At 44.8% G+C, this 25,242-nt stretch carries 16 protein-coding genes; 13 read left to right on the top strand and 3 right to left on the bottom strand.

Annotated features, from left to right (window positions below; all coding sequences use genetic code 11):
* Positions 1-75: 75 nt before the first annotated feature.
* Together AAFF35_RS11785 and AAFF35_RS11780 are read right to left on the bottom strand one after the other, a co-directional pair.
* The gene (locus AAFF35_RS11785) at positions 76-4,200 is read right to left on the bottom strand and encodes a two-component regulator propeller domain-containing protein (RefSeq protein ID WP_342332705.1); all 4,125 of its coding nucleotides are present in this window, start codon (positions 4,198-4,200) and stop codon (positions 76-78) included.
* 23 nt (positions 4,201-4,223) lie between these two features.
* On the bottom strand, positions 4,224-5,258 hold the full coding sequence (locus AAFF35_RS11780; protein ID WP_342332704.1) for a LacI family DNA-binding transcriptional regulator: 1,035 nt from the start codon (positions 5,256-5,258) through the stop codon (positions 4,224-4,226).
* 119 nt (positions 5,259-5,377) lie between these two features.
* On the opposite strand from AAFF35_RS11780, the gene AAFF35_RS11775 reads away from it, so the two are divergent.
* The 3 genes from AAFF35_RS11775 to AAFF35_RS11765 all read left to right on the top strand — a co-directional run bounded on the left by AAFF35_RS11775 (position 5,378) and on the right by AAFF35_RS11765 (position 10,036).
* On the top strand, positions 5,378-6,856 hold the full coding sequence (locus AAFF35_RS11775; RefSeq protein WP_342332703.1) for an FGGY family carbohydrate kinase: 1,479 nt from the start codon (positions 5,378-5,380) through the stop codon (positions 6,854-6,856).
* Positions 6,857-6,995: 139 nt separating this feature from the next.
* The gene (gene xylA, locus AAFF35_RS11770; protein WP_342332702.1) at positions 6,996-8,327 is read left to right on the top strand and encodes a xylose isomerase; all 1,332 of its coding nucleotides are present in this window, start codon (positions 6,996-6,998) and stop codon (positions 8,325-8,327) included.
* 20 nt (positions 8,328-8,347) lie between these two features.
* Positions 8,348-10,036, top strand: coding sequence for a sodium/sugar symporter (locus AAFF35_RS11765; RefSeq protein WP_342332700.1), 1,689 nt, complete (start codon positions 8,348-8,350; stop codon positions 10,034-10,036).
* A 43-nt stretch (positions 10,037-10,079) separates the two neighbouring features.
* Here the strand turns inward: AAFF35_RS11765 and cobA are convergent, their stop codons facing one another.
* On the bottom strand, positions 10,080-10,814 hold the full coding sequence (cobA, locus tag AAFF35_RS11760) for a uroporphyrinogen-III C-methyltransferase (protein WP_342332699.1): 735 nt from the start codon (positions 10,812-10,814) through the stop codon (positions 10,080-10,082).
* A 277-nt stretch (positions 10,815-11,091) separates the two neighbouring features.
* Between cobA and nirB the strand changes: the two genes are divergently transcribed.
* The 10 genes from nirB to AAFF35_RS11710 are packed head-to-tail and all read left to right on the top strand — an operon-like array spanning position 11,092 to position 25,242.
* On the top strand, positions 11,092-13,605 hold the full coding sequence (nirB, locus tag AAFF35_RS11755) for a nitrite reductase large subunit NirB (RefSeq protein ID WP_342332698.1): 2,514 nt from the start codon (positions 11,092-11,094) through the stop codon (positions 13,603-13,605).
* 16 nt (positions 13,606-13,621) lie between these two features.
* Positions 13,622-13,966 carry a nitrite reductase small subunit NirD gene (nirD, locus tag AAFF35_RS11750; RefSeq protein WP_342332697.1) on the top strand — a complete coding sequence of 115 codons (345 nt, stop codon included), beginning with the start codon at positions 13,622-13,624 and terminating at the stop codon, positions 13,964-13,966.
* 31 nt (positions 13,967-13,997) lie between these two features.
* Positions 13,998-15,050 carry a HesA/MoeB/ThiF family protein gene (locus AAFF35_RS11745; RefSeq protein ID WP_342332696.1) on the top strand — a complete coding sequence of 351 codons (1,053 nt, stop codon included), beginning with the start codon at positions 13,998-14,000 and terminating at the stop codon, positions 15,048-15,050.
* A gap of 11 nt (positions 15,051-15,061) precedes the next feature.
* Entirely contained in the window at positions 15,062-15,976 is a 915-nt protein-coding gene (gene moaCB / locus AAFF35_RS11740) for a bifunctional molybdenum cofactor biosynthesis protein MoaC/MoaB (protein ID WP_342332695.1), read from the top strand.
* On the top strand, positions 15,973-17,172 hold the full coding sequence (locus AAFF35_RS11735) for a molybdopterin molybdotransferase MoeA (protein ID WP_342332693.1): 1,200 nt from the start codon (positions 15,973-15,975) through the stop codon (positions 17,170-17,172). Before moaCB ends, AAFF35_RS11735 begins: the two co-directional genes overlap by 4 nt.
* Before the next feature lie 51 nt (positions 17,173-17,223).
* The gene (locus AAFF35_RS11730; RefSeq protein ID WP_342332692.1) at positions 17,224-18,534 is read left to right on the top strand and encodes a NarK family nitrate/nitrite MFS transporter; all 1,311 of its coding nucleotides are present in this window, start codon (positions 17,224-17,226) and stop codon (positions 18,532-18,534) included.
* A 9-nt stretch (positions 18,535-18,543) separates the two neighbouring features.
* Positions 18,544-22,059, top strand: a complete 3,516-nt coding sequence (locus AAFF35_RS11725) for a molybdopterin-dependent oxidoreductase (RefSeq protein ID WP_342332690.1) — start codon at positions 18,544-18,546, stop codon at positions 22,057-22,059.
* 1 nt (position 22,060) lies between these two features.
* Complete coding sequence (locus AAFF35_RS11720; RefSeq protein ID WP_342332689.1) at positions 22,061-23,545, top strand: rubredoxin; 1,485 nt, start codon at positions 22,061-22,063, stop codon at positions 23,543-23,545.
* A 3-nt stretch (positions 23,546-23,548) separates the two neighbouring features.
* A complete protein-coding gene (locus tag AAFF35_RS11715; protein ID WP_342332688.1) occupies positions 23,549-24,280 on the top strand; it encodes a sulfite exporter TauE/SafE family protein in 732 nt (243 codons plus the stop codon).
* Positions 24,280-25,242, top strand: coding sequence for a radical SAM protein (locus AAFF35_RS11710; RefSeq protein ID WP_342332687.1), 963 nt, complete (start codon positions 24,280-24,282; stop codon positions 25,240-25,242). Before AAFF35_RS11715 ends, AAFF35_RS11710 begins: the two co-directional genes overlap by 1 nt.

Raw genomic sequence — 25,242 nt, 5'->3', positions numbered from 1 at the left:
GAAACGAAATCAATCAAAGGGACTCAAATGATAACAAATAGGTGTCGAAATGTTAACAAAACGGGCTTTATCTGACTAAACAGGGCTTTCTCCGGATTTCTGCTGCGCGTAAACTGAAGGTAAGACACCAAATTCCTGTTTGAAATAGCGGCTAAAATGTTTGGGATTACTGAAGCCTGATTCATAGGCAATTTCCGAGATGCTGAGCTGAGATTTCAGCAAAAGTGCTTTTGATTTTTGGAGCCTGTAAAAACGGATATAGGCGATCGGAGATTTTCCGGTTAAGGGCAGGATCTTTTTGTATAGCCCCACCCTGCTCATGTTCAGATCTGAGCTGAGCTGATCCACAGAATAAGCCGCATTGGACAAGTTCTTTTCCAGTTGTCCGGCCAGCTGCCTCATGAACTTATCATCCATGGATTCTATTCTCGTTTCAGCAGGTTTAAATTCGACTTGTTTAAGAAAAGTCTTTTTAGCCAGCGCTTGCTGCTGAAGGATATTTTTAATGCGCGACAACAAGATTTCGAAGTTAAATGGTTTGGTAATGTAATCATTAGCACCAGTCTCTAAACCAACCAGTTGATGATCTTCATTACTTAAAGCAGTGAGCAAGATTACAGGCAGGTGAGCGGTACGTTTATCAGACCTGATTTTTTGACAAAGCTCCGTTCCATTCATTACCGGCATCGTCACATCGCTAACCACCAGATCCGGATGAACAGACAGGATTTTTTGCCATCCTTCTTTACCGTTCGATGCTTCCAGCACCTGATAATAGGTGCTGAGGTTGTCTTTCAGGTAAAACCGGAAATCCTCATTATCCTCTACCAGCACAATGATTTGTTTTTTGCTTTTCCAAACGAATTCCTGGTCCTTTGCCAAACTTTGCGCTGCCGTCGGTTCTTCGGATAATACGGATGAGTCAGCAAAGGAGTCCGCCCTGGTCTCAATCACTTCCTCAGACTCGGGAAGGGCTGCCAAAAGCAAGGAGACCTCAAATACAGAGCCTTCATTTAATACACTATCTACCTGAATGGTACCTCCATGTAATTTTACAAATTCTTTCGTAATAGACAGTCCAATGCCAGTACCCTGGTTAACTATAGACCCGGGCATATCGTTCTGAAAAAACCGTTCAAATATCCGTTCCTTTTTATCCGGTTCCATCCCAATCCCGGTATCTGTTACCCTTAGAATTAAACGGCACTGTCCCTGCTCCTGTGTGGTAACCATCAGCGTTACGGTTACCTTTCCTCCTTCAGGCGTAAACTTAAAAGCATTGGACAACAAATTGAAGACTATCCTTTCCACTTTGTCATGATCAAAGGCCACGATCAATCGCTTTTCCACAGTGTGAAAGAATAAAGTAATCTGCTTCTGTTCGGCGATGTCATTAAAGGCGAGACAAAGCTCCTGAATAAAAGAAATCACATTGCCGGCCTTCAGCTGAAGCCTGAGTTCCTGTACCTCCATTTTCCGAAAGTCGAGCAACTGGTTAACAAGGTTCAGCAGTCGCTTTGCATTGCGGTGTATGAGCTGTAATTCCTGTTTTTTTGATATGACATCCTGTCCGATTAATTTTTCTAAAGGAGTAATAATCAGAGATAATGGCGTCCTGAACTCATGGCTTACATTAGTAAGAAATTTAATCTTCATTAAATCCAGTTCATGCATCCGATGTGCCTGCTGACGCTCTTGTCTGAGCAGGAATTCTTTCTTTAAGCGTGCTATTCCACGGTGTCTGATGTATAGCAAAGTCCCCCCTATTAGCAGCACATATCCAGCATAGGCCAGCCATGTTCTCCAGAATGGAGGAAGAATAATGAGCTCGAGCGTAGCTTCGTTATTCACCCAATTTCCTGTAGCATCGGTAGACATCACTTTGAAGAAATAAGTCCCTGGGTCGATATTCGTATAGGTTGCCCGGCGACTGTTGGGCTGGGCTTCCTGCCAGTCCATATCAAAGCCTTCCAGTTTATACCGGTAACGAATTTTCTGAGGATTGAAATAATTGAGTGCAGCAAATTCAACTGCAAAGCCATTCTGGCTGTAATTCAGCTCAATAGCTGTTGTAGCAGTAATCGATTTATCCAAAATAATGCGTCCGCCGAAATCTTCCCCTATCCCCACACTTTTGTTGTCAATCTGTAAATCAGTAAATGCAATCCCTGGCTTACTATGGTCTGTTTTAATGTGACCAGGTTGAAAGAGGTTGAAGCCATTTGCGCCGCCAAACAGTAAATCCCCTGCCCGCGTTTTATACCCGGCATTTGCATTAAATGCAGTTCCCTGAAGACCGTCATGTTCATCATATTTATGAAAAGTATAAGAAAAATCATGAGGAAGCCGCGGCTTAACAATGACATTAAACAGTCCGTTTGCCGTGCTTACCCAGAGGTTTCTTTGATGATCTTCTACGATTTTTAAAGTCGCTTTTTCCGCAAGTCCGTCTTTGATATCGAAGTTCCGGAACTGTTTTGTAACTGGATTCAGCCTGCTCAAACCATCCCTTGTTGCCATCCAGATGAAACCATAACTGTCCTCCATCAAATCGTATACTACGTTATTAATTAAACTATTGGCATCACCTTCCTCATATTTATAATGAACAAAATTTCCATCTGTTTTCAATTGATCTACGCCATCAGAACTTCCGATCCAGAGGTTTCCTTTCCTATCTTCGATCAGACTCGAAAGGAAGTCAGAATGCACACTATTTTGCTCTCCCGCGCGCTTATGGTAAAAGATACCCGTATTCCGGTCCAGACGGTCCAGGCCACCACTTAATGTAGCCACCCATAAATTTCCTTTCCGGTCTTCCAGAATGTCCCATACCCGGTCGTCCGAAAGACTTTTCGGATTTTCAGGCTGGTGTTTATAATGTGTAAAAACCTTTCCGTCAAAACTATCCAGACCACCAAAGTAAGTCCCAATCCACAATCGCTTAGTCCGGTCAATATAAAGACTCACAATGATGTCATTACTAAGGCTGTTGGCATTATTCGCCTGATGCTGATATCGTTTAAACTGACCGGTTTTACGGTTAAAATAGAACAATCCACCTCCATTGGTACCGATCCATATATTTCCATGCTCGTCTTCTGCAAAACGGTTCACATCATCGTAGGTCAGGCCATTCGGATTGCTCGCCTGATGCTTGAAAAGAGGAAATTTAAGAATTTTCTCGTGGTAAAAACTAAGTCCCTTTTTAAAAGTCCCCACCCATATAATTCCCGAATCATCTTTATAAATACACAGAATACTATTCTGCCCGATGCTTTTGAGATCATCCTCTTTATGAAGAAGATACCTTATTTTAAAGTTCTTTTTGTCAAGCAGATTGATCCCGCCGTGGTCTGTAGCGATCCAGATTTGTCCATGCTCGTCCTGTATCATTCCATTGATCAGGTTACTGTTTAATACGTCCTTCCTTTTATCAATAAAACGGCGCTGCCCATTGACAGGGCTATAATAATCGATTCCACTCTGATTGTTCAGTGTATACATCCACAAGTCGGAATCCTGATCTACAAATAATTTAAATTCCTGAAAATCTACCGGATTCACTTTCTTAAACACCAGAATGCGCTGTTTTACTTTGGCTGTTTTTCTATCCAGCTGCGTAATGGTCTTATCGCGGTGAACCAGCCAGATGTTCCCCTTCCTGTCCTGTTGAATCGCGGTAACGAACGAAGCCTCAACTGAGCGGGTCCTTGCGGCAGACACCTCATACTTAAACACGCCCTGCTCCTTTGCATTGAACCAAAAATTACCATCTTCGTCTTTGAACACACCGGAAATGCCCTTTACAGGGATATTCAGCGATTTAAACCAGGCATCTACATTCCTGATAAAACGTTCCGTTTCGGGATCATAGATATTCGCCCCACTCCTCGTTTCCAGATACAACTTATTACCGGGAAGCTCATAGATATTGGTGATAAAGTTGTCGATAATAGACGTAGTATCTCTGGGATTATGTTTAAAAACCTTCATGACCTGTCCATCATAACGATTGAGGCCGCTAAGTGTTCCAAACCACATAAAGCCTTTACTGTCTTTCAGTATGGCATTCACCTGATTATGTGATAAGCCATTGGACAAATCCATGCGGGAAAACTGAACCGGTCCGGGTTGTGCTGAGCCTTTACCCGAAATGAACAATAAGATCAGTATAATCAATAACCCGCTCTGTCCCATTAAAATTTATATTTGGTATGTTTCTATTGCAATTTCCGCCTGGTAGAGTTCCTCACAATGAGCTTAGGCCTTACATTTACCGTTTTTATTTTATCTTCCGCACCGAAATTCTCTATTTCCTGAAAATATAGATTTCCTATTTTTCTGCCCATTTCCACACTAAACTGATCTACGGTAGTAATAGATGGGCTGGTAATTTCAGTGAATGGTTCATTAGAGTAACCGCAAATACCAAGTGTTTCAGGTATGCGGATTCCTTTGTTCCCGGCCGCTTCCAGTACCCCCAGCGCGGCAAAATCAGAAGTAGAGGCAAAAATTGCATCCGGAGGATTCGGCATATCCAGCAACCTGGCGGTAGCGGCAGCTCCCAGCTCTTTTGTCCATGCATTTGCATACATCAGCTCAGAAAGGATCGGGAAACCATGGTCTTCCAGCGCAGCGATATAACCTTCTTTACGTTCTCTAAAAATATGAAGTTCCTGGGGGCCCTCCAATAAAGCAATCCGACGATACCCCTGTTCTATCAGGTGTGTAACAGCTTCATAGGCTGCCTGCTTGTTATCATTCAATACCTTAAAAGTCTCTAACCCGGCTACTACCCGGTCAAACTGGATAAGCTGAATATTCCGGTCTAAGACCTGCTGAAGGTGATCCGGACTCCCCTTTTCTGCGGCAATAGAAATGACAATACAGCTGACATTCTGGTTCACCAGTGCATTTACCCCTTCCACCTCACGTGCATGGAGCTCATTAGACTGGCAAATCACCAGGTTATATCCTTTTTCAGAAGTAATCTCCTCCAGCCCTGCGATGACATTGGAAAAGAAATATTGATTGATCCGGGGTACAACTATGCCAATCGTTGGATTATTCCCTTTCCTCAGGTTAGATGCCATCGAATTTTGCTGATAGTTCATCTCCGCCGCTGTTTTCAAAATCAGGGCTTTGGTCTCTGCATTAATCTTATTGCTATCACTCAGTGCCCTTGACACCGAAGAGGCCGCTAAATTGAGCTTTTGGGCGATATCATATATCGTTGTTCTTTTCTGACGCTTCATACGTACAGTAAAATTACAAAAATAATTTAGGCAATCGATTGCAATTATAAAACATTCTCCTAAATTCGTTTTCTGATAACCAAATATTTACCCACTAAAGACCATAGCCACAATACGATATGTTATTACTAGGAATAGACATCGGCACTTCTTCTGTTAAGGTGGCCATTGTAGACTCAACTTCACAAAGGGCCATTATTACCGCACAATATCCGGAAGAAGAGAGCGCAATTCAGGCGCTGCAACCGGGATGGGCAGAGCAAAATCCGGAAATGTGGTGGGAACATACACAGCAGGCTTTCGGAATCTGCAAAATGAAAGGCATTTTTAATCCACTGGACATTTCAGCAATCGGCATTGCCTACCAAATGCACGGTTTAGTACTGGTAGATCAGGAGCAACAGCTCCTGCGGGATAGCATCATTTGGTGCGACAGCAGGGCCGTAACATTAGGAAACGTTGCTTTTGATGAATTGGGTCATGATTATTGCCTAAGTCATCTGCTCAATTCTCCGGGCAACTTTACCGCTTCAAAACTGGCCTGGGTAAAGCAAAACGAACCTGAGGTCTACGCAAAAATTCACAAGGTGATGCTTCCCGGCGATTTTATCGCGATGAAGCTGACTTCCAGCATCAGCACCAGCATCTCTGCCCTATCGGAAGGCGTGTTCTGGGATTTTAAAACAGACACCTTATCCGCCGCATTAATGAACCACTATGGTTTTGATCCGGAATTGATTCCGGAAATTAAACCTGTTTTTTCGGAGCATGGAACGGTAAGCATAAACGCTGCACAGCTGTTAGGCTTAAAAGTCGGAATCCCTGTCGCTTATAAAGCAGGGGATCAACCGAATAACGCACTCTCGCTGAATGTCCTGGAGCCAGGAGAAATAGCCGCAACAGCAGGTACATCCGGAGTAATTTACGGACTAAGTGATCAGCTGGCTTACGATCCGCAATCCAGGGTCAATACATTTGCCCACGTCAATTATACGCCAGAGCAGAAAAGGCTGGGCATCTTACTCTGCATCAATGGCACAGGAAGCATGAACCGCTGGACTAAAAACCTGCTGGCATCCGGTATATCCTATGCGGATATGAATGAATCAGCAAAACAGGTAGCCGTTGGCGCAGAAGGATTACGAGTATTGCCTTTTGGAAATGGCGCAGAACGCATGTTGGATAACAAGCTAATTGGTGGCCATTTTCAAAACATAGATTTCAACCTTCACAACCCTGCTCATATCTTCAGGGGCGTTCAGGAAGGAATAGCCTTTGCCTTCCGTTACGGACTAGACATCATGCGCAGCAACGGGCTTCGTCCAAATGTCATCCGTTGCGGAAAAGCGAACCTCTTTCTCAGCGAACTCTTTCTCGAAGCCTTTGTGAATAGTACCGGTGCACCTGTGGAATTGTATGAGAATGATGGCAGTGTGGGTGCTGCATTGGGGGCAGGAATTGGTGCAAAGACCTACGCCCATCCGGCCGAAGCTTTTAGCCTGATCAGGCCCATTCAATACATGGAACCAAGCCTAACCGCCAGCTATGAACCCATTTATCAGGATTGGCTTTCAGAGTTAAATACAAAAATAACATAATAGCCACTAAACAATGAATATCAATAACTTATATTTAAATTTAACTATAAAGAAAAAGTAAAAATAGTACAATAGCCCCCATTTTTCTAATATTTTCAAGCTTAAGACCACATTAAATCAACCAAAAAAAAGAACCAAAATGATTACAGTAACGACAGGAGAAAAGGAATTTTTCAAAGGAATTGGACCCATAAAATTTGAAGGATTAGCTTCAGATAACCCACTGGCATTTCGCTGGTATAATGAAAACAGAATGATCGCAGGAAAGACGATGAAGGAACACCTGCGTTTTGCCTGTGCCTACTGGCATTCTTTTGTCGGCACCGGCGGAGATCCCTTTGGCGAAGCCAGCATCATTCATCCATGGAATGAAAAATCCGATGCAGTAGCCCGCGCAAAAGACAAAATGGACGCGGCCTTTGAGTTCATCACCAAGATGAATCTCCCCTATTACTGCTTTCATGACGTGGATCTGGTAGATTACACCAACGACATCCCTGAGAATGAAAGACGGCTCCAGGCCATCGTGGAGTATGCCCGACAAAAACAGGAGGTAAGTGGCGTGAAACTACTTTGGGGAACGGCAAATTTGTTTTCTCACCGCCGATACATGAATGGTGCGGCAACAAATCCTGACTTTCATGTTTTGGCGCATGGCGCTGCACAGGTGAAATCAGCTTTAGATGCCACAATTACACTGGGTGGAGAGAATTACGTATTCTGGGGTGGTCGTGAGGGCTACATGAGCCTTTTGAACACCAATATGAAACGGGAACAGGAACACCTGGCAAAATTCTTACATGCCGCAAAAGACTATGCACGCAAACAGGGTTTCAAAGGAACTTTCTTTATTGAACCGAAGCCATGCGAACCTTCTAAACACCAATACGATTACGATTCAGCAACGGTAAGTAATTTCCTTCGTCAATACGGCTTACTGGAAGATTTCAAGTTAAACATTGAGGTGAACCATGCGACTCTTGCTGGTCACACCTTTCAACATGAGCTACAGGTTGCTGCCGATGCAGGCTTATTGGGCTCTATGGATGCCAACAGAGGTGATTATCAAAACGGATGGGATACCGATCAGTTTCCAAACAACATCAATGAGCTGACAGAAGCCATGCTGATTGTACTGGAGGCCAATGGTCTTCAAGGCGGGGGAATCAACTTTGACGCTAAGATCAGAAGAAACTCGACCGACCCTGCTGATTTGTTCTATGCGCATATCGGGGGGATGGATACTTTTGCCAGAGCACTGGTTACAGCAGATCAAATCCTACAGCAATCCGATTACAAAAAAATCAGAACCGACCGCTATGCATCATTTGACAAGGGTGCCGGTCAGGATTTTGAAAACGGGCTGATGGACCTGGAAGCTTTACGCAACTATGCAGTGGAAAAAGGAGAACCGCAAAGCATCAGCGGCCAGCAGGAACTGCTGGAAAACATCATTAACAGATTCATTTAAAATTACATAAACCAATTCACATGAACTCATTGAGTACATACGATTACATCGTTTTCCTCGTCTACTTCCTGATTGTTGCGGTCTATGGATTTGCCGTTTACCGCAAGAAACAAGCACACAAAGAGAACTCTAAAGATTTCTTTCTAGCAAAAGACTCACTGACCTGGTGGGCTATTGGAGCCTCTCTGATCGCCTCAAATATTTCAGCCGAGCAATTTATCGGAATGAGCGGCTCCGGGTTCACAATGGGCCTTGCAATCGCTACCTACGAATGGATGGCTGCCGCTACCTTAATTATTGTAGCGATCTTCTTCATTCCAGTATACCTGAAAAATAAAATCTATACGATGCCCCAGTTCCTGGGACAACGGTACAACAATACAGTAGCCATGATCATGGCTGTTTTCTGGCTATTGCTCTATGTGGTCGTCAACCTGACCTCGATCCTATACCTTGGCGCATTGGCGATCAACAGCATTTCCGGCATCAATACTACAGCCTGCATGTATGTGCTGGCGGTATTCGCAATCATCATCACCCTTGGTGGAATGAAGGTAATCGGCTATACTGATGTCATTCAGGTTTTCTTCCTCATCTTAGGAGGACTGGCCACGACCTACCTGGCATTGGAACTGGTAGCAACTCATTTTGGCAGCTCAGGGGTATTGAACGGATTGGCGATGGTTAAAGAAAAAGCCTCGGATCATTTCCATATGATCTTCCGCCAGGAAAACCCTCATTACATGGACCTTCCGGGCTTAACCGTACTTATTGGCGGGATGTGGATCGTAAACCTGAATTACTGGGGCTGTAACCAATACATCACACAAAGGGCTTTAGGTGCAGATTTAAAGACCGCCCGATCAGGATTGCTTTTTGCTGCCGGACTGAAATTGTTAATGCCGGTAATCGTGGTCCTTCCGGGAATTGCCGCCTATGTATTGTATAAAGAAGGCTATGGAGATTTTAAAACGGCCATGGTAAAAGACGGATCTTTAAATGCAGATTCCGCCTATCCGGTCTTGCTAAACCTACTTCCTTCAGGACTAAAAGGTCTTTCTTTTGCGGCACTGACCGCAGCGATCGTGGCTTCACTGGCCGGAAAAGCAAATAGTATTGCCACTATTTTCACACTGGACATCTACAACAAAGTCATCAACAAAGGAGCAAACGAACACCGACAGGTGGTAGTGGGCAGGATTACGGTGATTGTTGCGATGTTGCTGGCCATTGTCATCGCTCCTCAGCTTGGAATTGACAAAAAGGGAGGTTTTCAATTTATTCAGGAGTACACGGGATTTGTGTCGCCGGGCATCTTTGCGATGTTTATCCTGGGATTTTTCTGGAAAAGAACCACCTCTAACGCGGCACTTTTTGCCACCATCGGAGGATTTTTGCTTTCCGTAGGGTTTAAAGCACTTCCTAATTTCTGTAATCTGGAATGGCTAAGCAATTTTGGGTTCGCAAAATTGGCAGAACAAAAAGATGGCAGCATGTTGTACGAAATCCCTTTCCTTGATAGAATGGGCTTTGTATTCATCATCTGTGTGGTCAGCATGGTCATTATCAGCTTATTTGAAAACAGAAATGGAGTAAATCCTAAAGGACTGGAAGTTGACCGCAGTATGTTTAAAACCAACGCTGGTTTTGCTGCAGGCGCTTTGATCATTACAGGAGTGCTGATTGCACTTTACAGCATTTTCTGGTAGAAATGCAAATTCAAGGTTGCCGGTTACCCGGCAACCTTGAATTTTACGCAGCCCCCTTAATCCCAACCACTTCGCCAACGATAACGATGGCAGGATAAGTCAATCCACCCCTGGCGGCTGCCGCAGGCAAATCCTCAGCCCTGCATACCACCTTTTTCTGTTGCGGCAAAGAGGCGTGCTGTATGATTGCCGCAGGCATCCCCCCTAACCCCGCATCTTTGTAAACACCCGCGATCTCTGCAAGCTTCTTCATTCCCATATAAATTACAACAGTCGCCGCGCTGTTAATCGCACAACGCAGATCATTAGACAAACTGCCATCCTTCTTGGTACCGGTAATGATCCACATACTTTCACTAACCCCGCGATGCGTCAAAGGGATGCCACTAAATCCACTGGCCTGCATACTGCTGATTCCGGGTATATAATGAGCAGGAATACCATGTTTTTCAGCAAAGAGCACTTCTTCAAAGCCTCTTCCAAAAATAAAAGGATCCCCTCCCTTTAAACGAACCACCACCCGGTGTGTTTGTGTATATTCTTTAATCAACTCATGGATAACTTCCTGCGGAGTATAGTTTCCGTAAGGCTGTTTACCTACATAAACCATTTTACAGTCCTTCGGCGCGATTTCAAGCAGCTCTTTATTGATTAAATTGTCATAAAGTATCACTTCTGCTCTTTTCAATACGCGATATCCCTTCAAAGTAATCAATTCGGGGTCCCCAGGACCACCACCTATTACAAAAATCCCAAAATCACCTTCTTTTTCTAACATTAAACTAAAAATTTAGATAAAAAACTCACTATTCACCATAAATACTCATCAAAAATATATTATTTAATGATAAAAATCATATAATCACAATTTTATATTCATAAAATCATATATTTACACAACAAAAATCATATAAACAAAAATATCACGATAAATAACACCCGAAAACAAACAAAAAACACACAACAATAAGACAACACCAAATAAAATTTACGAAACAAGAGTAAAAAGAACCAAACAAATCAAATAATACACAAATAATACAAAAACAACAGGCATGAAACATAAAAAAGTAGTTGTAATTGGAAACGGAATGGTGGGATACAAGTTTTGTGAGAAAATAATAAGCAAATCCAGTGATTTTAGCTTGGTAATTTTCGGTGAGGAGCCGAGAAGAGCCTACGACAGGGTTCATTTAAGTGAATACTTCAATGGAACATCTGCAGATGACCTCTCTTTATGTACAGAAAACTGGTATTCGGAAAAAGGAATCACACTTTATTTGAATGATCCGGTAAAAGAAATCGACAGAACCGGCAAAACCATCCATTCCTCAAAGGGGCTTACCCTGGAATACGACTACCTCATCATTGCTACCGGCTCTGCCCCTTTTGTACCTGATATCCCAGGTATTGACAAGGAAGGTGTTTTTGTATACCGTACCATTGAAGATTTGGATCTGATAAAAAACTATGCCATACATGCCAAAACAGGCGCCGTTCTTGGCGGTGGCTTATTAGGGCTCGAAGCAGCAAAAGCCCTGATAGATTTAAATCTGAGCGAGACCAATGTGATCGAGTTTGCTCCCCGACTGATGCCAAGACAAATCGACGCTGCCGGCAGTGGGATGCTGCAAAACAAACTGACTGCATTAGGTCTGAACATCTATACCAATAAAGGAACAAGCAGTATTGAAGGTACTGACCGGATTACCGCCTTAAAATTTAATGATGGCAGCGAATTAAAAACAGATATGCTGGTGATCTCTGCCGGAATCAGACCCAGAGACGAACTGGCCAGGCTATCAGGCATCGAAGTAGGCACAAGAGGTGGCATTATCGTAAATGAGCATATGCAAACCAGCGATCCTTCAGTTTTTGCCATAGGCGAATGTGCCCTGTTTGACCATAATATCTACGGTTTAATTGCCCCTGGTTATGAAATGGCGGAAGTCGCAGCGGCAAAACTTTGCAATGACACTAAAACCTTTAAAGGATTTGACATGAGTACCAAGCTGAAGCTGATCGGAGTGGATGTAGCCAGCTTTGGAGATCCTTTTACCACAGAACCAGATGCCAGGACCATACTTTTTGAAGACAGCCACAAAGGCATTTACAAACGCATTAACATCAGCAATGACGGAAAATATCTGCTTGGCGGCATATTAATAGGAGAAGCAGAAGCTTATAACATGCTCCTGCAGACCGTAAACAATAAAATATTGCTTCCACCAAATCCTGAGGATCTGATCCTGGGCTCAAGGGGCGGCAGTTCAGCAACAGAAAATGCCGGACTGGCCGGACTTCCCGACGAGGCCCTGATCTGCAGTTGCGAAGGCATCAGCAAAGGATCGATTTGCAACGCAGTAACCGAACAAAACTGCGAATCAGTTGACGCCATAAAGAGTTGCACCAAAGCAGGAACAGGTTGCGGAGGCTGCATTCCGATGGTAAAAGACCTGATGCTCCATACCATGAAGCAAAATGGCAAATACGTTAGAAACGTCATCTGCGAGCATTTTCATTTAAGCAGACAAGAACTCTATGATCTTATAAAAATACATAACCTAAAAAGTTACGAGCAGGTGCTGGACAATCTGGGCAAAGGCGATGGCTGTGAAGTATGCAAGCCATTGGTATCATCGCTTTTAGCGAGTTTATGGAACGACATGATTCTCAAAAAAGGCAATGATACTGCCCAGGACAGCAACGACCGCTTTTTGGCAAATATCCAGAAAGGAGGCACTTACTCTGTCGTACCGCGTATCCCGGGAGGAGAGATTACGCCCGAAAAGCTAACCATTATAGGTCAGGTCGCTGAAAAGTATGGCCTCTACACCAAAATCACAGGCGGACAACGCATAGATATGTTCGGGGCACATCTGAGCGACCTCCCCCTGATCTGGGAAGAACTGATTGCCGCAGGTTTTGAAAGCGGTCATGCCTATGGCAAAGCCTTACGCACCGTAAAAAGTTGTGTCGGCAGCACCTGGTGCAGATTTGGCTTACACGATAGCGTAAGCTATGCGATCCGGATAGAAGAACGCTACAGAGGTCTGCGTGCACCTCACAAATTGAAATCAGCAGTCAGCGGTTGTATTCGCGAATGTGCAGAAGCACAAAGTAAAGATTTTGGAATCATTGCTACTGAAAAGGGCTGGAACCTCTATGTATGCGGTAACGGAGGAAGTAAACCTCAGCACGCTTTATTATTGGCTACAGACGTAGACAGTGATACCTGTATTAAATATATAGACCGTTTTTTGATGTTCTATATCCGTACGGCCGATCCTTTAACCCGGACTGCACCATGGCTGAACAAAATGGAAGGTGGTATGGAATACCTGCGAAATGTAGTCGTAAATGACAGCCTCGGTATGGCAGCGCAGTGGGAACTGGAAATGCAGGCGCTGGTAGACAGTTATCAGTGTGAATGGAAAACAGCAATTGAAGACCCGGAGATCCGAAAACGCTTTAACCACTTCGTGAACGCTCCTGAAGAAAAAGATCCAAGTGTAAGATTCGATGAAATGCGGGGCCAGAAAAAAGCAGCAGACTGGACATTGGCTTAATCCAAAAATAGAAATCATGATAGAAACAACAACAAACTGGTTTGCAGCCTGCCGCGTAGAGGATGCGGTAGAAAATGGCGGAGTATGTGTAAAATGCGGCGATGAGCAGATCGCATTATTCTATTTTACACGCCGCAATGAGTGGTATGCCACACAAAACCTTTGTCCGCACCGTCAACAAATGGCCCTCAGTCGCGGTATGATAGGCTCAGTAGGCGAAGATCCTAAAATCGCCTGCCCTTTTCATAAAAAAACATTCTCTCTGTCGACAGGAGAATGCCTTAGCGGGGACGAGTGCGCGATACAAACCTATCCTGTAAAAGTGGAGGATGGACTGGTCTACATCGGACTGAAGAATTAAGTAAAAACCGTAATCACAAATTTGCCTGAGCATGGATAAAAACTACTACAAAAGTCATTTAAAACTGGATTTCATTGCCCTCAAAGGGCAACAGAAACTAGCGCAGGTGAAAGTTCTTGTGATTGGTGCCGGAGGTTTGGGTTGCCCCTGTCTGACTGCCCTCTCCGCTTCGGGAATAGGCGATATCGGCCTGGCAGATGGAGATTTGATCAGCAATTCGAACCTTTCAAGGCAAACACTTTTCAATTACCCGGATACCGGGAGGCATAAAACGGCTGTAGCCATTGCTTCACTCAAATCCAGAAATCCTTACCTGCTTTATCATGAACATCGTTTTTTTGTAACCGAAGAAAATATTCTGCCGCTGGTCGGGGCTTACGACATTGTAGTCGATGCCACAGATAATTTTCAGGCCAGATATCTGATCAACGATGCCTGTGTAGTAAAAGACAAACCCCTGGTTTATGGCGCCATATTTCAAACAGAAGGACATCTAACCGTATTCAATTACCAGAGTTCCCCTACGCTTCGCTGTCTTTTTCCGGAACCGGATCAGGAAGAAGCGCTTCCCTCCTGCGCAGAAAGCGGTGCCTACATGATCACTACCAATATTATTGGAAGCATGATGGCCAATGAAGTCGTTAAAATTGCCTTAAATCAGGAAGAAGTACTCCGCGGAAAGCTGCTCAGTTTTGAAGCTTTAAGCAACACAATTACACGAACCACCTATTCAGCCGATCAGCAATCAAGAACTAAAAGCCATTCCAGATTTAAGCCAGCCCCAAAAGCCATTGAACTGACAGCAGCAGCCTTTACAGAAAAAACTCAGGGAACAGGTATAGAGCTGATTGATGTCCGGACAATAGCAGAAAGAAAAGCGCAGCATATCGGCGGTAAACACCTTCCATTACAGGAGCTTGAACAATTTGATTTAACAAAATACGATGCTGCCCAACACTTCTATTTCTATTGCCAAACTGGAATCAGAAGCTTACAGGCGGCAAAAAAACTAAGAGCCAAGGGCTACGAAAATGCCTTTAGCCTGAAAAATGGGATCAGCAATCTCCATGGCCAATTAATATAAACACCTCAACTATGCGCGACATCACCGGTAAACAGATCACATTGAGAACAGCAAAAGCGGTAGCGGTGATTTACTGTTCAGCAGAAACCCTGATGATCATTAAAAATAACCAACTCCCTAAGGGTAATCTTTTCGACGTAGCCAGAGCTGCCGGATTTTTAGGCGCCAAGCTGACCCCACAACTGCTTCCACATTGCCATCCGGTAACCATAGACAGCATGGACATCAGTTTTGAAATCAATGAAAGTCCAAGGTCGGGAATCACCATAAATGGGGAGGCCAAATCTATAGGAAGAACAGGAATCGAAATGGAAATACTGACCGCAGTATCCGTTGCAGCGCTGGAAATTTACGACATGCTCAAACCTGTGGACAGCACACTGGAGATAGGCGGCATTAAACTGCTGCAGAAAACAGGTGGGAAAAGTGACCGGAAAAAGTACTTCTCCACTCCTCCTGTCTGTGCAATTTTAGTATGCTCAGACTCCACATCTGCTGGAAAAAGAGAAGACAAAAGCGGAATCATGATCCGGCAAATGCTGGAACAGGTCAATGCAAATGTAAAAGCCTACGAAATCCTGCCGGACGACAAAGAGCTGATCCAAAAGCAATTGCTAAAATGGGTAGCCGAGGATGTACATTTTATATTTACCACCGGAGGTACTGGACTTGGTCCCCGCGACAATACCGTAACTGCTGTAACTGAAATTCTGGAACGGGATGCAGATGGAATTACCGAAGCCATGCGCAACTTCGGTCAAATGCGGACCCCAATGGCCATGATGAGCCGTGCAGTAGCCGGCTCCATTTCGCAAACCCTGATCCTCACCCTGCCTGGAAGCAGCAGTGGAGCCAGAGAATCCCTGGAAGCCGTATTACCGGGAATTTTCCATGCCCGAAAAATGATGAAGGGAGGTGGACATTGAGCCTGACAAGTTTTGAAGAAGCGATTTCCATCCTCTCTGCAATTTCCAGTTCCTTTGAAAGAGAAAACATCCACCTGGAAGAAGCGGATGGCCGGATCCTGGCAGAAAACATCTATGCAGACCGTGATTATCCCCCATTCAACCGGGCTGCGATGGATGGCTATGCCATCATGCAAAGCGATTGGAAAAAAGGCATCAGAACATACCAGATCACAGAGACCATATTTACCGGTCAGCCAGCCAAACGCCCACTGACTTCAGGCAGCTGTTATAAAATCATGACCGGTGCAGCTACGCCTGAAATGGCAAACATCATTATCAGAAGAGAAGATGCAGAAGAGTCCGACGTACAGGTAATTTTACATTCCGACGGCCTGAAAAATTATCAGAACATCGCCCGACAAGGCGAAGACAGCAGTAAAGGAAGCTTGCTTCTGGCCGCTCCGTTAAGGTGTAGCCCGCAGGTCATTGCTTTACTGGCAACTGTAGGCAAAGCTATATTGCAGGTTTACAAACTACCAAAAGTAGCCCTGATCACCACGGGTGATGAAATAGTGAGCCCCTCTGCCAGTATCAATCCTTTCCAGATTCGCAACAGCAATCAATATCTTCTAAAATCCTTGCTCAAGCAATGGAAAATCTGCCCGGTGCTATCTGCACATGTCAACGATGATAAAGAAAAGTTAACCAGCCTGTTAAGCGCTGCACTGGAAGCCAATCTGGTGATCATTAACGGAGCGGTTTCTGCCGGAGATGCCGACCATGTACCTGCTGTACTGCAAGAGCTGGGTGTTAAAACACTGTTTCATAAGGTGAGTATCCGCCCCGGCAAACCACTACTGGTGGGAAAAACACCATCAGGAACCGTAGTTTTTGCCCTTCCAGGGAACCCACTTTCCTGTCTCAGCACGTTTACCATTTTTGTAGAACATTATTTATACCGCTGCTTTGGCTACGAGGCCAGGCCCCAGCAAAGGCTTCCAATTTTGCAAAACAAAACAAAGAAACACCTTTTAACAGAATTTTTTCCTGTCGGCACTGACCACTCCGGCGGAATAAATTCAGTCCCTTTCAATGGATCCGGAGACGTCACTGCCGCTATCCATGCCCAGGGACTGGCCATGCAACCCGCAGATTCAAAACAACTTAACAAAGACGATTTAATCACCTTCTATCCATTTAACCATTATAAATAAAAAACAGAGCCATAAACCATCACATTTTAGAAACCTAAACCTAAACAAACCATGACTGCTGACTTTAAGCCACTAAGTAAACTCAACATTTTTTCAGCCAGAGGCATTCAAATGCGAACCTTTCACATCACATGGGTGACCTTCTTTTTCTGTTTCTTCGGTTGGTTTGGTGTTGCCCCATTAATGCCATTGATCCGCGAACAATTGCATTTAAGCAAGGATCAGATCGGCAACATCATCATTGCTTCTGTTTCTGCAACAATTATTGCCCGTTTAATCATTGGAAAACTTTGTGACACCCTGGGTCCACGCCTTTCCTATACCATTTTACTCGCCGTGGGTGCCATTCCCGTCATGTGTATCGGATTGAGTAACAGTTATGAAAGCTTTCTATTATTCAGGTTCATTATCGGAATTATCGGCGCTTCATTTGTCATCACTCAGTTCCATACCTCGATGATGTTTGCCCCAAATGTGGTGGGAACAGCCAATGCCGTAACCGGAGGCTGGGGTAACCTGGGTGGAGGAGTAACGAATCTCATCATGCCACTTATTGCGGCAGGTTTTGCTGGCCTTGGCTTTGTGAGTCAAGCCGACTCCTGGCGACTGGCCATGGTTGTTCCGGGTGTCATCCTGCTGATCATGGCTTTTATCTATTATAAATATACCAAAGACAGCCCTGCAGGCAATTTCAAAGACCTGGAACAAACCAATGTTAAAACTGCAAAAAAAGGTTCTTTTGTCAGCGCACTAAAAGATTACCGAACCTGGGTACTTGCCCTCGCCTACGCTGCCTGTTTCGGAATTGAGATTACAGTGGACAATGTAGCTGCTACCTTTTTTACCGATCAGTTTGGTGCCTCCATGATCATGGCCGGTGCCATGGCCAGCATATTTGGTGGCATGAACATCTTTGCCCGGGCATTGGGTGGTTACGTAAGTGATAAAGTAGGGAAATCTTATGGCTTACGCGGAAAAGGATTGTTACTGGGTGCGCTGCTGGTTCTTGAAGGAATTGGGATCAGTCTGTTTGCGCAATCACAAACCCTTGGCATGGCCATCGCCGCCATGTTATTTTTTGCACTTTTTCTTAAAATGGCCAACGGAGGAACTTACGGAATTGTGCCATTTATCAATAAAGAGTCCATTGGAACGGTAAGCGGCATTGTAGGTGCCGGCGGAAACATTGGGGCAATGCTGGTTGGCTTCCTGTTTAAATCAGAACACCTGACCTATGCAGACGCCTTTCATTATATCGGCATTGGGGTAGCCGTGATCGGACTGATGGTCTTTATCACAAAATTCCAGGTCAAAGGCTCCGCAAAGAGGGAAACCATCAAACCCGAACTGTTACAAGCTTAACCTCAACATATGCCAGCGCAGACAAATAAAGTATTTACCAGCACCTGTTGTTATTGCGGGGTGGGCTGTGGCGTGAAAGTAACGCTGGATAAAAACGATAACGTCACTGTTGAAGGCGATACTGATCACCCGGTAAACCGGGGTATGCTCTGTAGCAAAGGGCTCAATCTTCAATATACCGTAAATGACAAAAGTGACCGTTTGCTTTATCCGCAAATGCGCTATGGCAAAAGCATGCCTATGCAAAGGGTAAGCTGGGATGATGCGCTGACTCGTACCGCAGCAGTATTTAAGACTTTTATTGATAAATACGGCCCCGATTCTGTCGCTTTTTATGCTTCCGGTCAATGCCTTACCGAAGAATACTATGTCATTAATAAACTGATCAAAGGCTTTATTGGCAGCAACAATATAGATACCAATTCCCGCTTATGTATGAGCAGCGCCGTTACCGCCTACAAAATGGCCCTGGGAGAAGACAGTGTACCTGTTTGTTATGAAGACATTGAACTGGCCGATTGCTTTTTCGTAACCGGGGCCAATCCGGCATGGTGTCATCCCATCCTCTGGCGTCGGATCGAAGCCCATAAAGCAGCAAACCCTGAAGTCAAACTGATCATAGCCGACCCAAGGGTAACAGATTCCTGTGGACTCGCGGACCTTCACCTTCAACTCCATCCCGGCACTGATGTTACCCTGAATTATGCCATTGGAAGAGCGCTCATTGAAAAAGGAAATATAGACATCGATTTCATCAACCTGCATACAAGTGGTTTTGAGGACTATCGGAAAAGGGTGTTCGAAAGAACCTTAGCAGAAGCTGCGTTGATCTGCGGACTTACGCTGGCTGAAATAGAACTGGCGGCAAGTTATATTGCCGATGCCAAAGGATTTCTCAGCCTGTGGACAATGGGACTAAACCAAAGTTCCATAGGGGTAAATAAAAACCTGAGTCTGATTAACCTGAACCTGATTACAGGCCATATCGGAAAACCAGGCTCTGGTCCTTTTTCCCTAACCGGTCAGCCCAATGCCATGGGTGGTCGTGAAGTTGGCGGCCTGGCAAATCTATTGCCCGCACACCGGGACCTGAACAATGAAGCACATCGGCTGGAAGTACAAAAATTCTGGGGAGGCGGCACCATTTCCGATAAATCCGGATTAACCGCAACTGAAATGTTTGAAGCGTTAAATGACGGAAGACTGAAAGCCATATGGATCCTGTGCACCAATCCTTTAACCAGCCTGCCCAATGCAAGATTTGCAGAGCAGGCCTTAAAAAAGGCAAAATATCTGGTCGTACAGGAAATTACAGATAAGGCCGAAACCCTGGCCTATGCCGATGTGATTTTACCCGCAGCGGCATGGACAGAAAAGGAAGGCACCATGACCAATTCCGAAAGAAGAATCAGCCACCTGCAAAAAGTGATCAATCCCCCCGGAGAAGCTTTGCCCGATGCAGAGATCATCTGCCGCTTTGCTACAAAAATGGGCTACAAGGGTTTTGAGTACAAATCCATGGAAGACATCTACAAAGAACATGCAAAGCTCACCTACAGAACCAGCATCAATATCAGCGGATTAGATTACCAGCAGATTGACGACAGTAAGACCATACAATGGCCATACTACAAGAAAACAGGAAAAGGCACAAAACGACTTTTTACCAACCACCTGTTTCCTACCCCTTCAAAAAAAGCCATCCTGCACAGTCCTTCTGATGAGCTGAAAAGCGAACTACCTGATGAGGACTTCCCTTTCATTTTAACCACGGGAAGGGTCCGCGATCAATGGCATACCATGTCGAAAACCGGAAAAGTAAGCAAACTGAAGCAGCACATTAAACATGCCTTCCTCGAAATTCATCCTGCGGATGCCGTATTGCTCGATGTTGCAGATCAACAGGTCCTCGTGGTCAGGTCCAGACGCGGAGAAGTGCAGGTAAAAGCAAAAGTAACCGCAACGATAAAACAAGGTGTAGTCTTTCTTCCGATGCACTGGGGAAAAATTCTGGGTAGCGACCTGAACCGCGCCAACAACATTACCAGCACCATTATTGACCCGCTATCAAAAGAGCCGGATTTTAAATATTGTGCGGTGCACATAGAGAAATACAAAAAGGATTTTCAGCGGATTGTGGTTATTGGTGCCGGCGCGGGATCCCATGGCTTTGTCAGGTCCTATCGGGAAATCAACACCACAGATGAGATCACCGTCTTTAGTACGGAAAACCTCCCCTTTTACAACCGCGTCATGTTGCCCGACTATATCAGCGGAACACAGAAATGGGAACAACTCATCAAGATGAAGGACGAAGAGGAACCAGCGTACAACATCAGCCATTTAAGGGGCATTGGCATCGAAGCCATTAACCGGGAGAAAAAATATGTGAGAGACGTTACCGGTAGAAAAACGCCTTACGACGTTTTAGTCATGGCCACCGGAAGCCGGGCTACCCTGCCGAAAAACGCACCATCCTTGCCTGGTATTTTTACCATGCGCAACCGAAATGATGCTGATAATTTCAAAAAACATATCCCGAAAAATGCACATGTAGCCATTGTTGGCGGCGGATTACTCGGTCTGGAAATGGCGGCCTCCTTGAGAGAGACAGGGGTACAGATTACCATTATCCAGCGGGTATCCCGATTCCTGAACCGTCAGCTGGATCCATTGGGCAGTCAGCTGCTACACGAAGAAATGGTGGATCAGGGCTGTGACATCTATTACAATGATGAAGTACAGATTTACTATGGACGGTCAAAACTAACCGGAATTGAGTTAAAGAGTGGCAGGAGAATCAACTGCGATGCGGTTATACTGGCCATCGGTACGACCCCCAATATTGAACTCGCCAGGGAATGCGGACTGGATTGCAAACGTGGGGTACTGGTCAATGAGCGCCTGCAAACCAGCGATCCCTCGGTATACGCTATCGGAGAAATTGCAGAATTTGAAGGAACACTCTACGGAATCACCGCCGCTGCAGAACAACAGGCAGAAGTCGTGGCTAAATTCCATAATGGCGATATCAGTACCTATTATCAGGGGAGCCTGTTTATGAACATCATCAAGATCCATGGATTTGACCTTTGCAGCATCGGGTTATCCGAGTGTCCCGATCAGGTAAACTATGAAGAAATAGTATTTATCGACAAGGCCAAACGCTATTACAAAAAGTGCATCATCCATCAGGATAAGCTGGTGGGAACGATTTTAATCGGTGATAAGAGTGAATTCCTCGAATTCAGAGACCTGATTGCCAACAAAACGGAGCTGAGCGATAAAAGGCTGCAATTGCTGAGAAGCGGAAAAAAGAATGATCCGGTAAGCGGAAAACTGGTCTGCAGCTGCAATAATGTTGGTGTCGGAAACCTGCAAAAGAAAATCGCTTCCGGCTGCCTGGATCTCGGACAGCTTTGTGAAGCTACGGGTGCAGGGATGGGTTGCGGATCCTGTAAACCGGAAGTGAAGCTAATCCTTCAGGAAGCCTTACAAAAACAATTGCCAGAAAAAATAAGTTAACATGGAAAACACGGAAATTAAAAATCATCAGGTCAAAGTTAACCTTCCCGGAGGGATCGTCTCTGTTGGTGACCTTTCGGTGATACTGGAAACGCTGGAAAAATCAGGAGTAGAAAACGTCCGCTTCGGTACCCGGCAGCAGCTTTATTTTTCAGCAACATCCGATCAGCTGGAAGATATTGAACATGGTTTTCTCATTTCGGATACCGATTTTGAAACAGATGCAGACCGGCACCCAAATATCGTAAGTTCTTATGTAGCAGAAGATCTATTTAACAGTTCAAACTGGCTGCGCGAGGGGGTTTATAAGGACATCTTAGACACGTTTAGCTATACGCCCGGGCTCAAAATAAACCTGATTGATGACAGTCAGAACCTGATCCCTTTTTTCAGCGGAAATTTAAATTTTATCTCCTCAGATATTGGCAGTTACTGGCATTTATACATCCGCTTCCCTAAGACCAACATCATCTATTACTGGTCTTCCCTGGTTTATTCAGAAGATATCGCAGTATTGAGCGAAGCGATTGAAAATACCATATTAACCCAGAGAAGTTTATATTTTGATCAGCCGGAGATTGAGGGAAGACAACTTGAAACAACGGTGAGCGCTGGGGGTAGCTTTTTATTCCAGGAAGCTTCCTCGCCGCTCAGGCTGCCCGACTTCCAACTCCCCTATTATGAAGGCTTTAATAAATATAATGAAAAATATTGGCTAGGTATTTACCGGAGGAACGAACTGTTTCCCGTCGCCTTTTTGAAAGAACTCTGCAAAGTTTGCAATAAAACACGAATCGGCCAGATCCACACGACCCCCTGGAAATCAATCATTATCAAAGGAGTGGAACCTGCAGACCGGAAATTATGGAACGCCATACTGGATAAAAACCGGATGAACGTCCGCCATGCCTCCAACGAGCTGAACTGGCAGACAGAAGACCTTTGCGAAGAGGGATTAAGGTTAAAACACGAATTGGTAGCCGGTTTTAACGCCGCTGATCTGCGAACATTCAAGCTTTGCTTTGCCATTAAAATCAATCCAAAGAGCGGCCTTTTCGGTTCTGTGATCATTAAAAAGCAAACGCAGGAAGATCACAATGATGCCCGTTTTGACCTGTTGCATACCATCGACTTCAACCCCAATTCAAAGCATTACCATACCTATATAAAAGGGATCAGTAAAGCAGACCTGCTTCCTCAGCTAACCAGACTTTGCGAAGCCTACTATCAGCAACAAACCCTTGCTGCCGGAGAACAGGCAGAGCACTATTATGAAACCGACAGTCCTATTAAACCGGAACTCAGCTATGTTCATCAATGTAAACATTGCCTGAGCATTTATGATGAGGCCTGGGGCGAAGAAAGCCTCAATATTCCTGCGGGAACTCCTTTCTCCCGACTTCCGCAGGATTACCACTGCCCGCTCTGTGAGTCTGCCCGGACTGAATTTACCCCGATCATTAAAGAATCCCTAAATACATTTTAAATCATGGAACAAGACATCACCATCGCATTTGCTTTATACCTTGTAGGTTTTCTTTACGCTTCAGTTGGCCATGGAGGCGCAAGCGGCTACATTGCCATACTTTCTTTATTTACCATCCCGGTGAGTACCTATAAACCACTGATACTCGTCTTGAATATCCTGGTGGCTGGCATGGGATTTTATCATTTCTGGAAAGCAGGGTATTTCAGGTGGCAATTGTGCCGGTTATTTCTCATCACCTCAATTCCGGCAGCATTTATTGGTTCGAAATACTCGCTTGAAGGCAATATTTACCATTATTTATTGGGGTTGGCACTGGTGCTGCCTATCATTAAGCTCCTGGGCATAAAACCAAATGAAACCGAAAACCTTAAACCGGTAAAGCTACTGCCTGCCCTCCTGATCGGCACACTCATCGGTGGCCTTTCCGGAATGCTCAACATTGGCGGTGGCATATTCCTGAGCCCGGTACTCATTTTGCTGGGATGGGCAAATGTAAAGGAGGCAGCGGCCGCATCTGCCCTATTTATCGTATTCAATTCACTGAGTGGATTATTGGGAAGTTCTGCAGCTCTGATGATCACCCCTTCTGCCATTACCTGGTTTATCATGGCCGCTACCGGCGGAATTACCGGCGCATATTTTGGCAGTACCCGCTTTCAAAACATTACGGTACGGTATCTTTTGAGTGCCGTACTGACCATTGCCTCTGTTAAACTTTTATTTTTCATGTGATGGAACAGCTAAAAGACCATTTGGGAAGAACTTTTAAAACACTAAGAATCAGCCTGATCAACAACTGCAATATGGCTTGCACTTATTGTAGCTACAGCAACGAAGAGAACCAGAAAAATCATGCGGAAAGTAAGGGAAACGGGTTGACAGCAAAAGAGTTGATGAACCTGATTACTCAGCTACATGAACGCCTGAACTTTAGTACAATTCGTTTTACAGGAGGTGAACCCTTATTGTATAAAGAACTTCCTTACCTAATTAAAGGTGCCCGAAAGTTGGGCATTACCGATCTGAATCTGACCAGTAACGGAATCTTGCTTCAAAAACAGGTACCGGCATTAAAAGCTGCCGGATTAACCGCAATCAACGTTTCTCTGGACGCAACAGATCCGCATACTTTTTTCATGATGGGAAGAAGACATGGGCTTGACCAAACACTCAGAGGGATAGACGCAGCCTTAAATGCCGGCATTGCCGTAAAAATAAATTCGGTCATCATGAAGGGGCTGAACCACAATCAGGTGATTCCTTTATTAAAATACGCCGCTGATCAACAGATCATCATTCGGTTTTTAGAGATCATGGCGATGGGACATTTACACGGAAAGGCAGAGGAATACTTTTTCTCCCAATCTGAAATGCTCCAGCTGATCAGCACCCAATACAGATTTAGCCCTATCCCAAGAAAACAGGCCGCCACGGCCAATTACTGGCAAACGGAAGCGGGAAATATATTTGGCATCATTGCCAATGAAAGTCAGCCTTTCTGTACCGATTGCGACCGCCTGCGCCTGGATGTATATGGGAATATTTATGGCTGTCTGAGCAATGATCAACCCATCGCCATAAAAGGTGTTTCAGCTCCCGCCGAGCTCGATCTGCGATTAAGAGAAGCACTCGCACAAAAACAAAGTATAAAATTTACAGGAAGCAAGTTAAGCATGCTTCATATAGGAGGATAA

The organism is Pedobacter sp. FW305-3-2-15-E-R2A2 (genome assembly GCF_038446955.1).
In the GTDB taxonomy this organism is placed as follows: domain Bacteria; phylum Bacteroidota; class Bacteroidia; order Sphingobacteriales; family Sphingobacteriaceae; genus Pedobacter.
The sequence above is the reverse complement of the archived record's forward strand: the minus strand, read 5'-3'. Positions and strand labels throughout refer to the sequence as shown.

What these genes read in the sequence shown, in the direction of transcription:
- AAFF35_RS11785 (WP_342332705.1), bottom strand. Translation starts at nt 4,200, where the DNA reads ATGGGACAGAGCGGGTTATTGATTATACTGATCTTATTGTTCATTTCG.
- AAFF35_RS11780 (WP_342332704.1), bottom strand. Translation starts at nt 5,258, where the DNA reads ATGAAGCGTCAGAAAAGAACAACGATATATGATATCGCCCAAAAGCTC.
- AAFF35_RS11775 (WP_342332703.1), top strand. Translation starts at nt 5,378, where the DNA reads ATGTTATTACTAGGAATAGACATCGGCACTTCTTCTGTTAAGGTGGCC.
- xylA (WP_342332702.1), top strand. Translation starts at nt 6,996, where the DNA reads ATGATTACAGTAACGACAGGAGAAAAGGAATTTTTCAAAGGAATTGGA.
- AAFF35_RS11765 (WP_342332700.1), top strand. Translation starts at nt 8,348, where the DNA reads ATGAACTCATTGAGTACATACGATTACATCGTTTTCCTCGTCTACTTC.
- cobA (WP_342332699.1), bottom strand. Translation starts at nt 10,814, where the DNA reads ATGTTAGAAAAAGAAGGTGATTTTGGGATTTTTGTAATAGGTGGTGGT.
- nirB (WP_342332698.1), top strand. Translation starts at nt 11,092, where the DNA reads ATGAAACATAAAAAAGTAGTTGTAATTGGAAACGGAATGGTGGGATAC.
- nirD (WP_342332697.1), top strand. Translation starts at nt 13,622, where the DNA reads ATGATAGAAACAACAACAAACTGGTTTGCAGCCTGCCGCGTAGAGGAT.
- AAFF35_RS11745 (WP_342332696.1), top strand. Translation starts at nt 13,998, where the DNA reads ATGGATAAAAACTACTACAAAAGTCATTTAAAACTGGATTTCATTGCC.
- moaCB (WP_342332695.1), top strand. Translation starts at nt 15,062, where the DNA reads ATGCGCGACATCACCGGTAAACAGATCACATTGAGAACAGCAAAAGCG.
- AAFF35_RS11730 (WP_342332692.1), top strand. Translation starts at nt 17,224, where the DNA reads ATGACTGCTGACTTTAAGCCACTAAGTAAACTCAACATTTTTTCAGCC.
- AAFF35_RS11725 (WP_342332690.1), top strand. Translation starts at nt 18,544, where the DNA reads ATGCCAGCGCAGACAAATAAAGTATTTACCAGCACCTGTTGTTATTGC.
- AAFF35_RS11720 (WP_342332689.1), top strand. Translation starts at nt 22,061, where the DNA reads ATGGAAAACACGGAAATTAAAAATCATCAGGTCAAAGTTAACCTTCCC.
- AAFF35_RS11715 (WP_342332688.1), top strand. Translation starts at nt 23,549, where the DNA reads ATGGAACAAGACATCACCATCGCATTTGCTTTATACCTTGTAGGTTTT.
- AAFF35_RS11710 (WP_342332687.1), top strand. Translation starts at nt 24,280, where the DNA reads ATGGAACAGCTAAAAGACCATTTGGGAAGAACTTTTAAAACACTAAGA.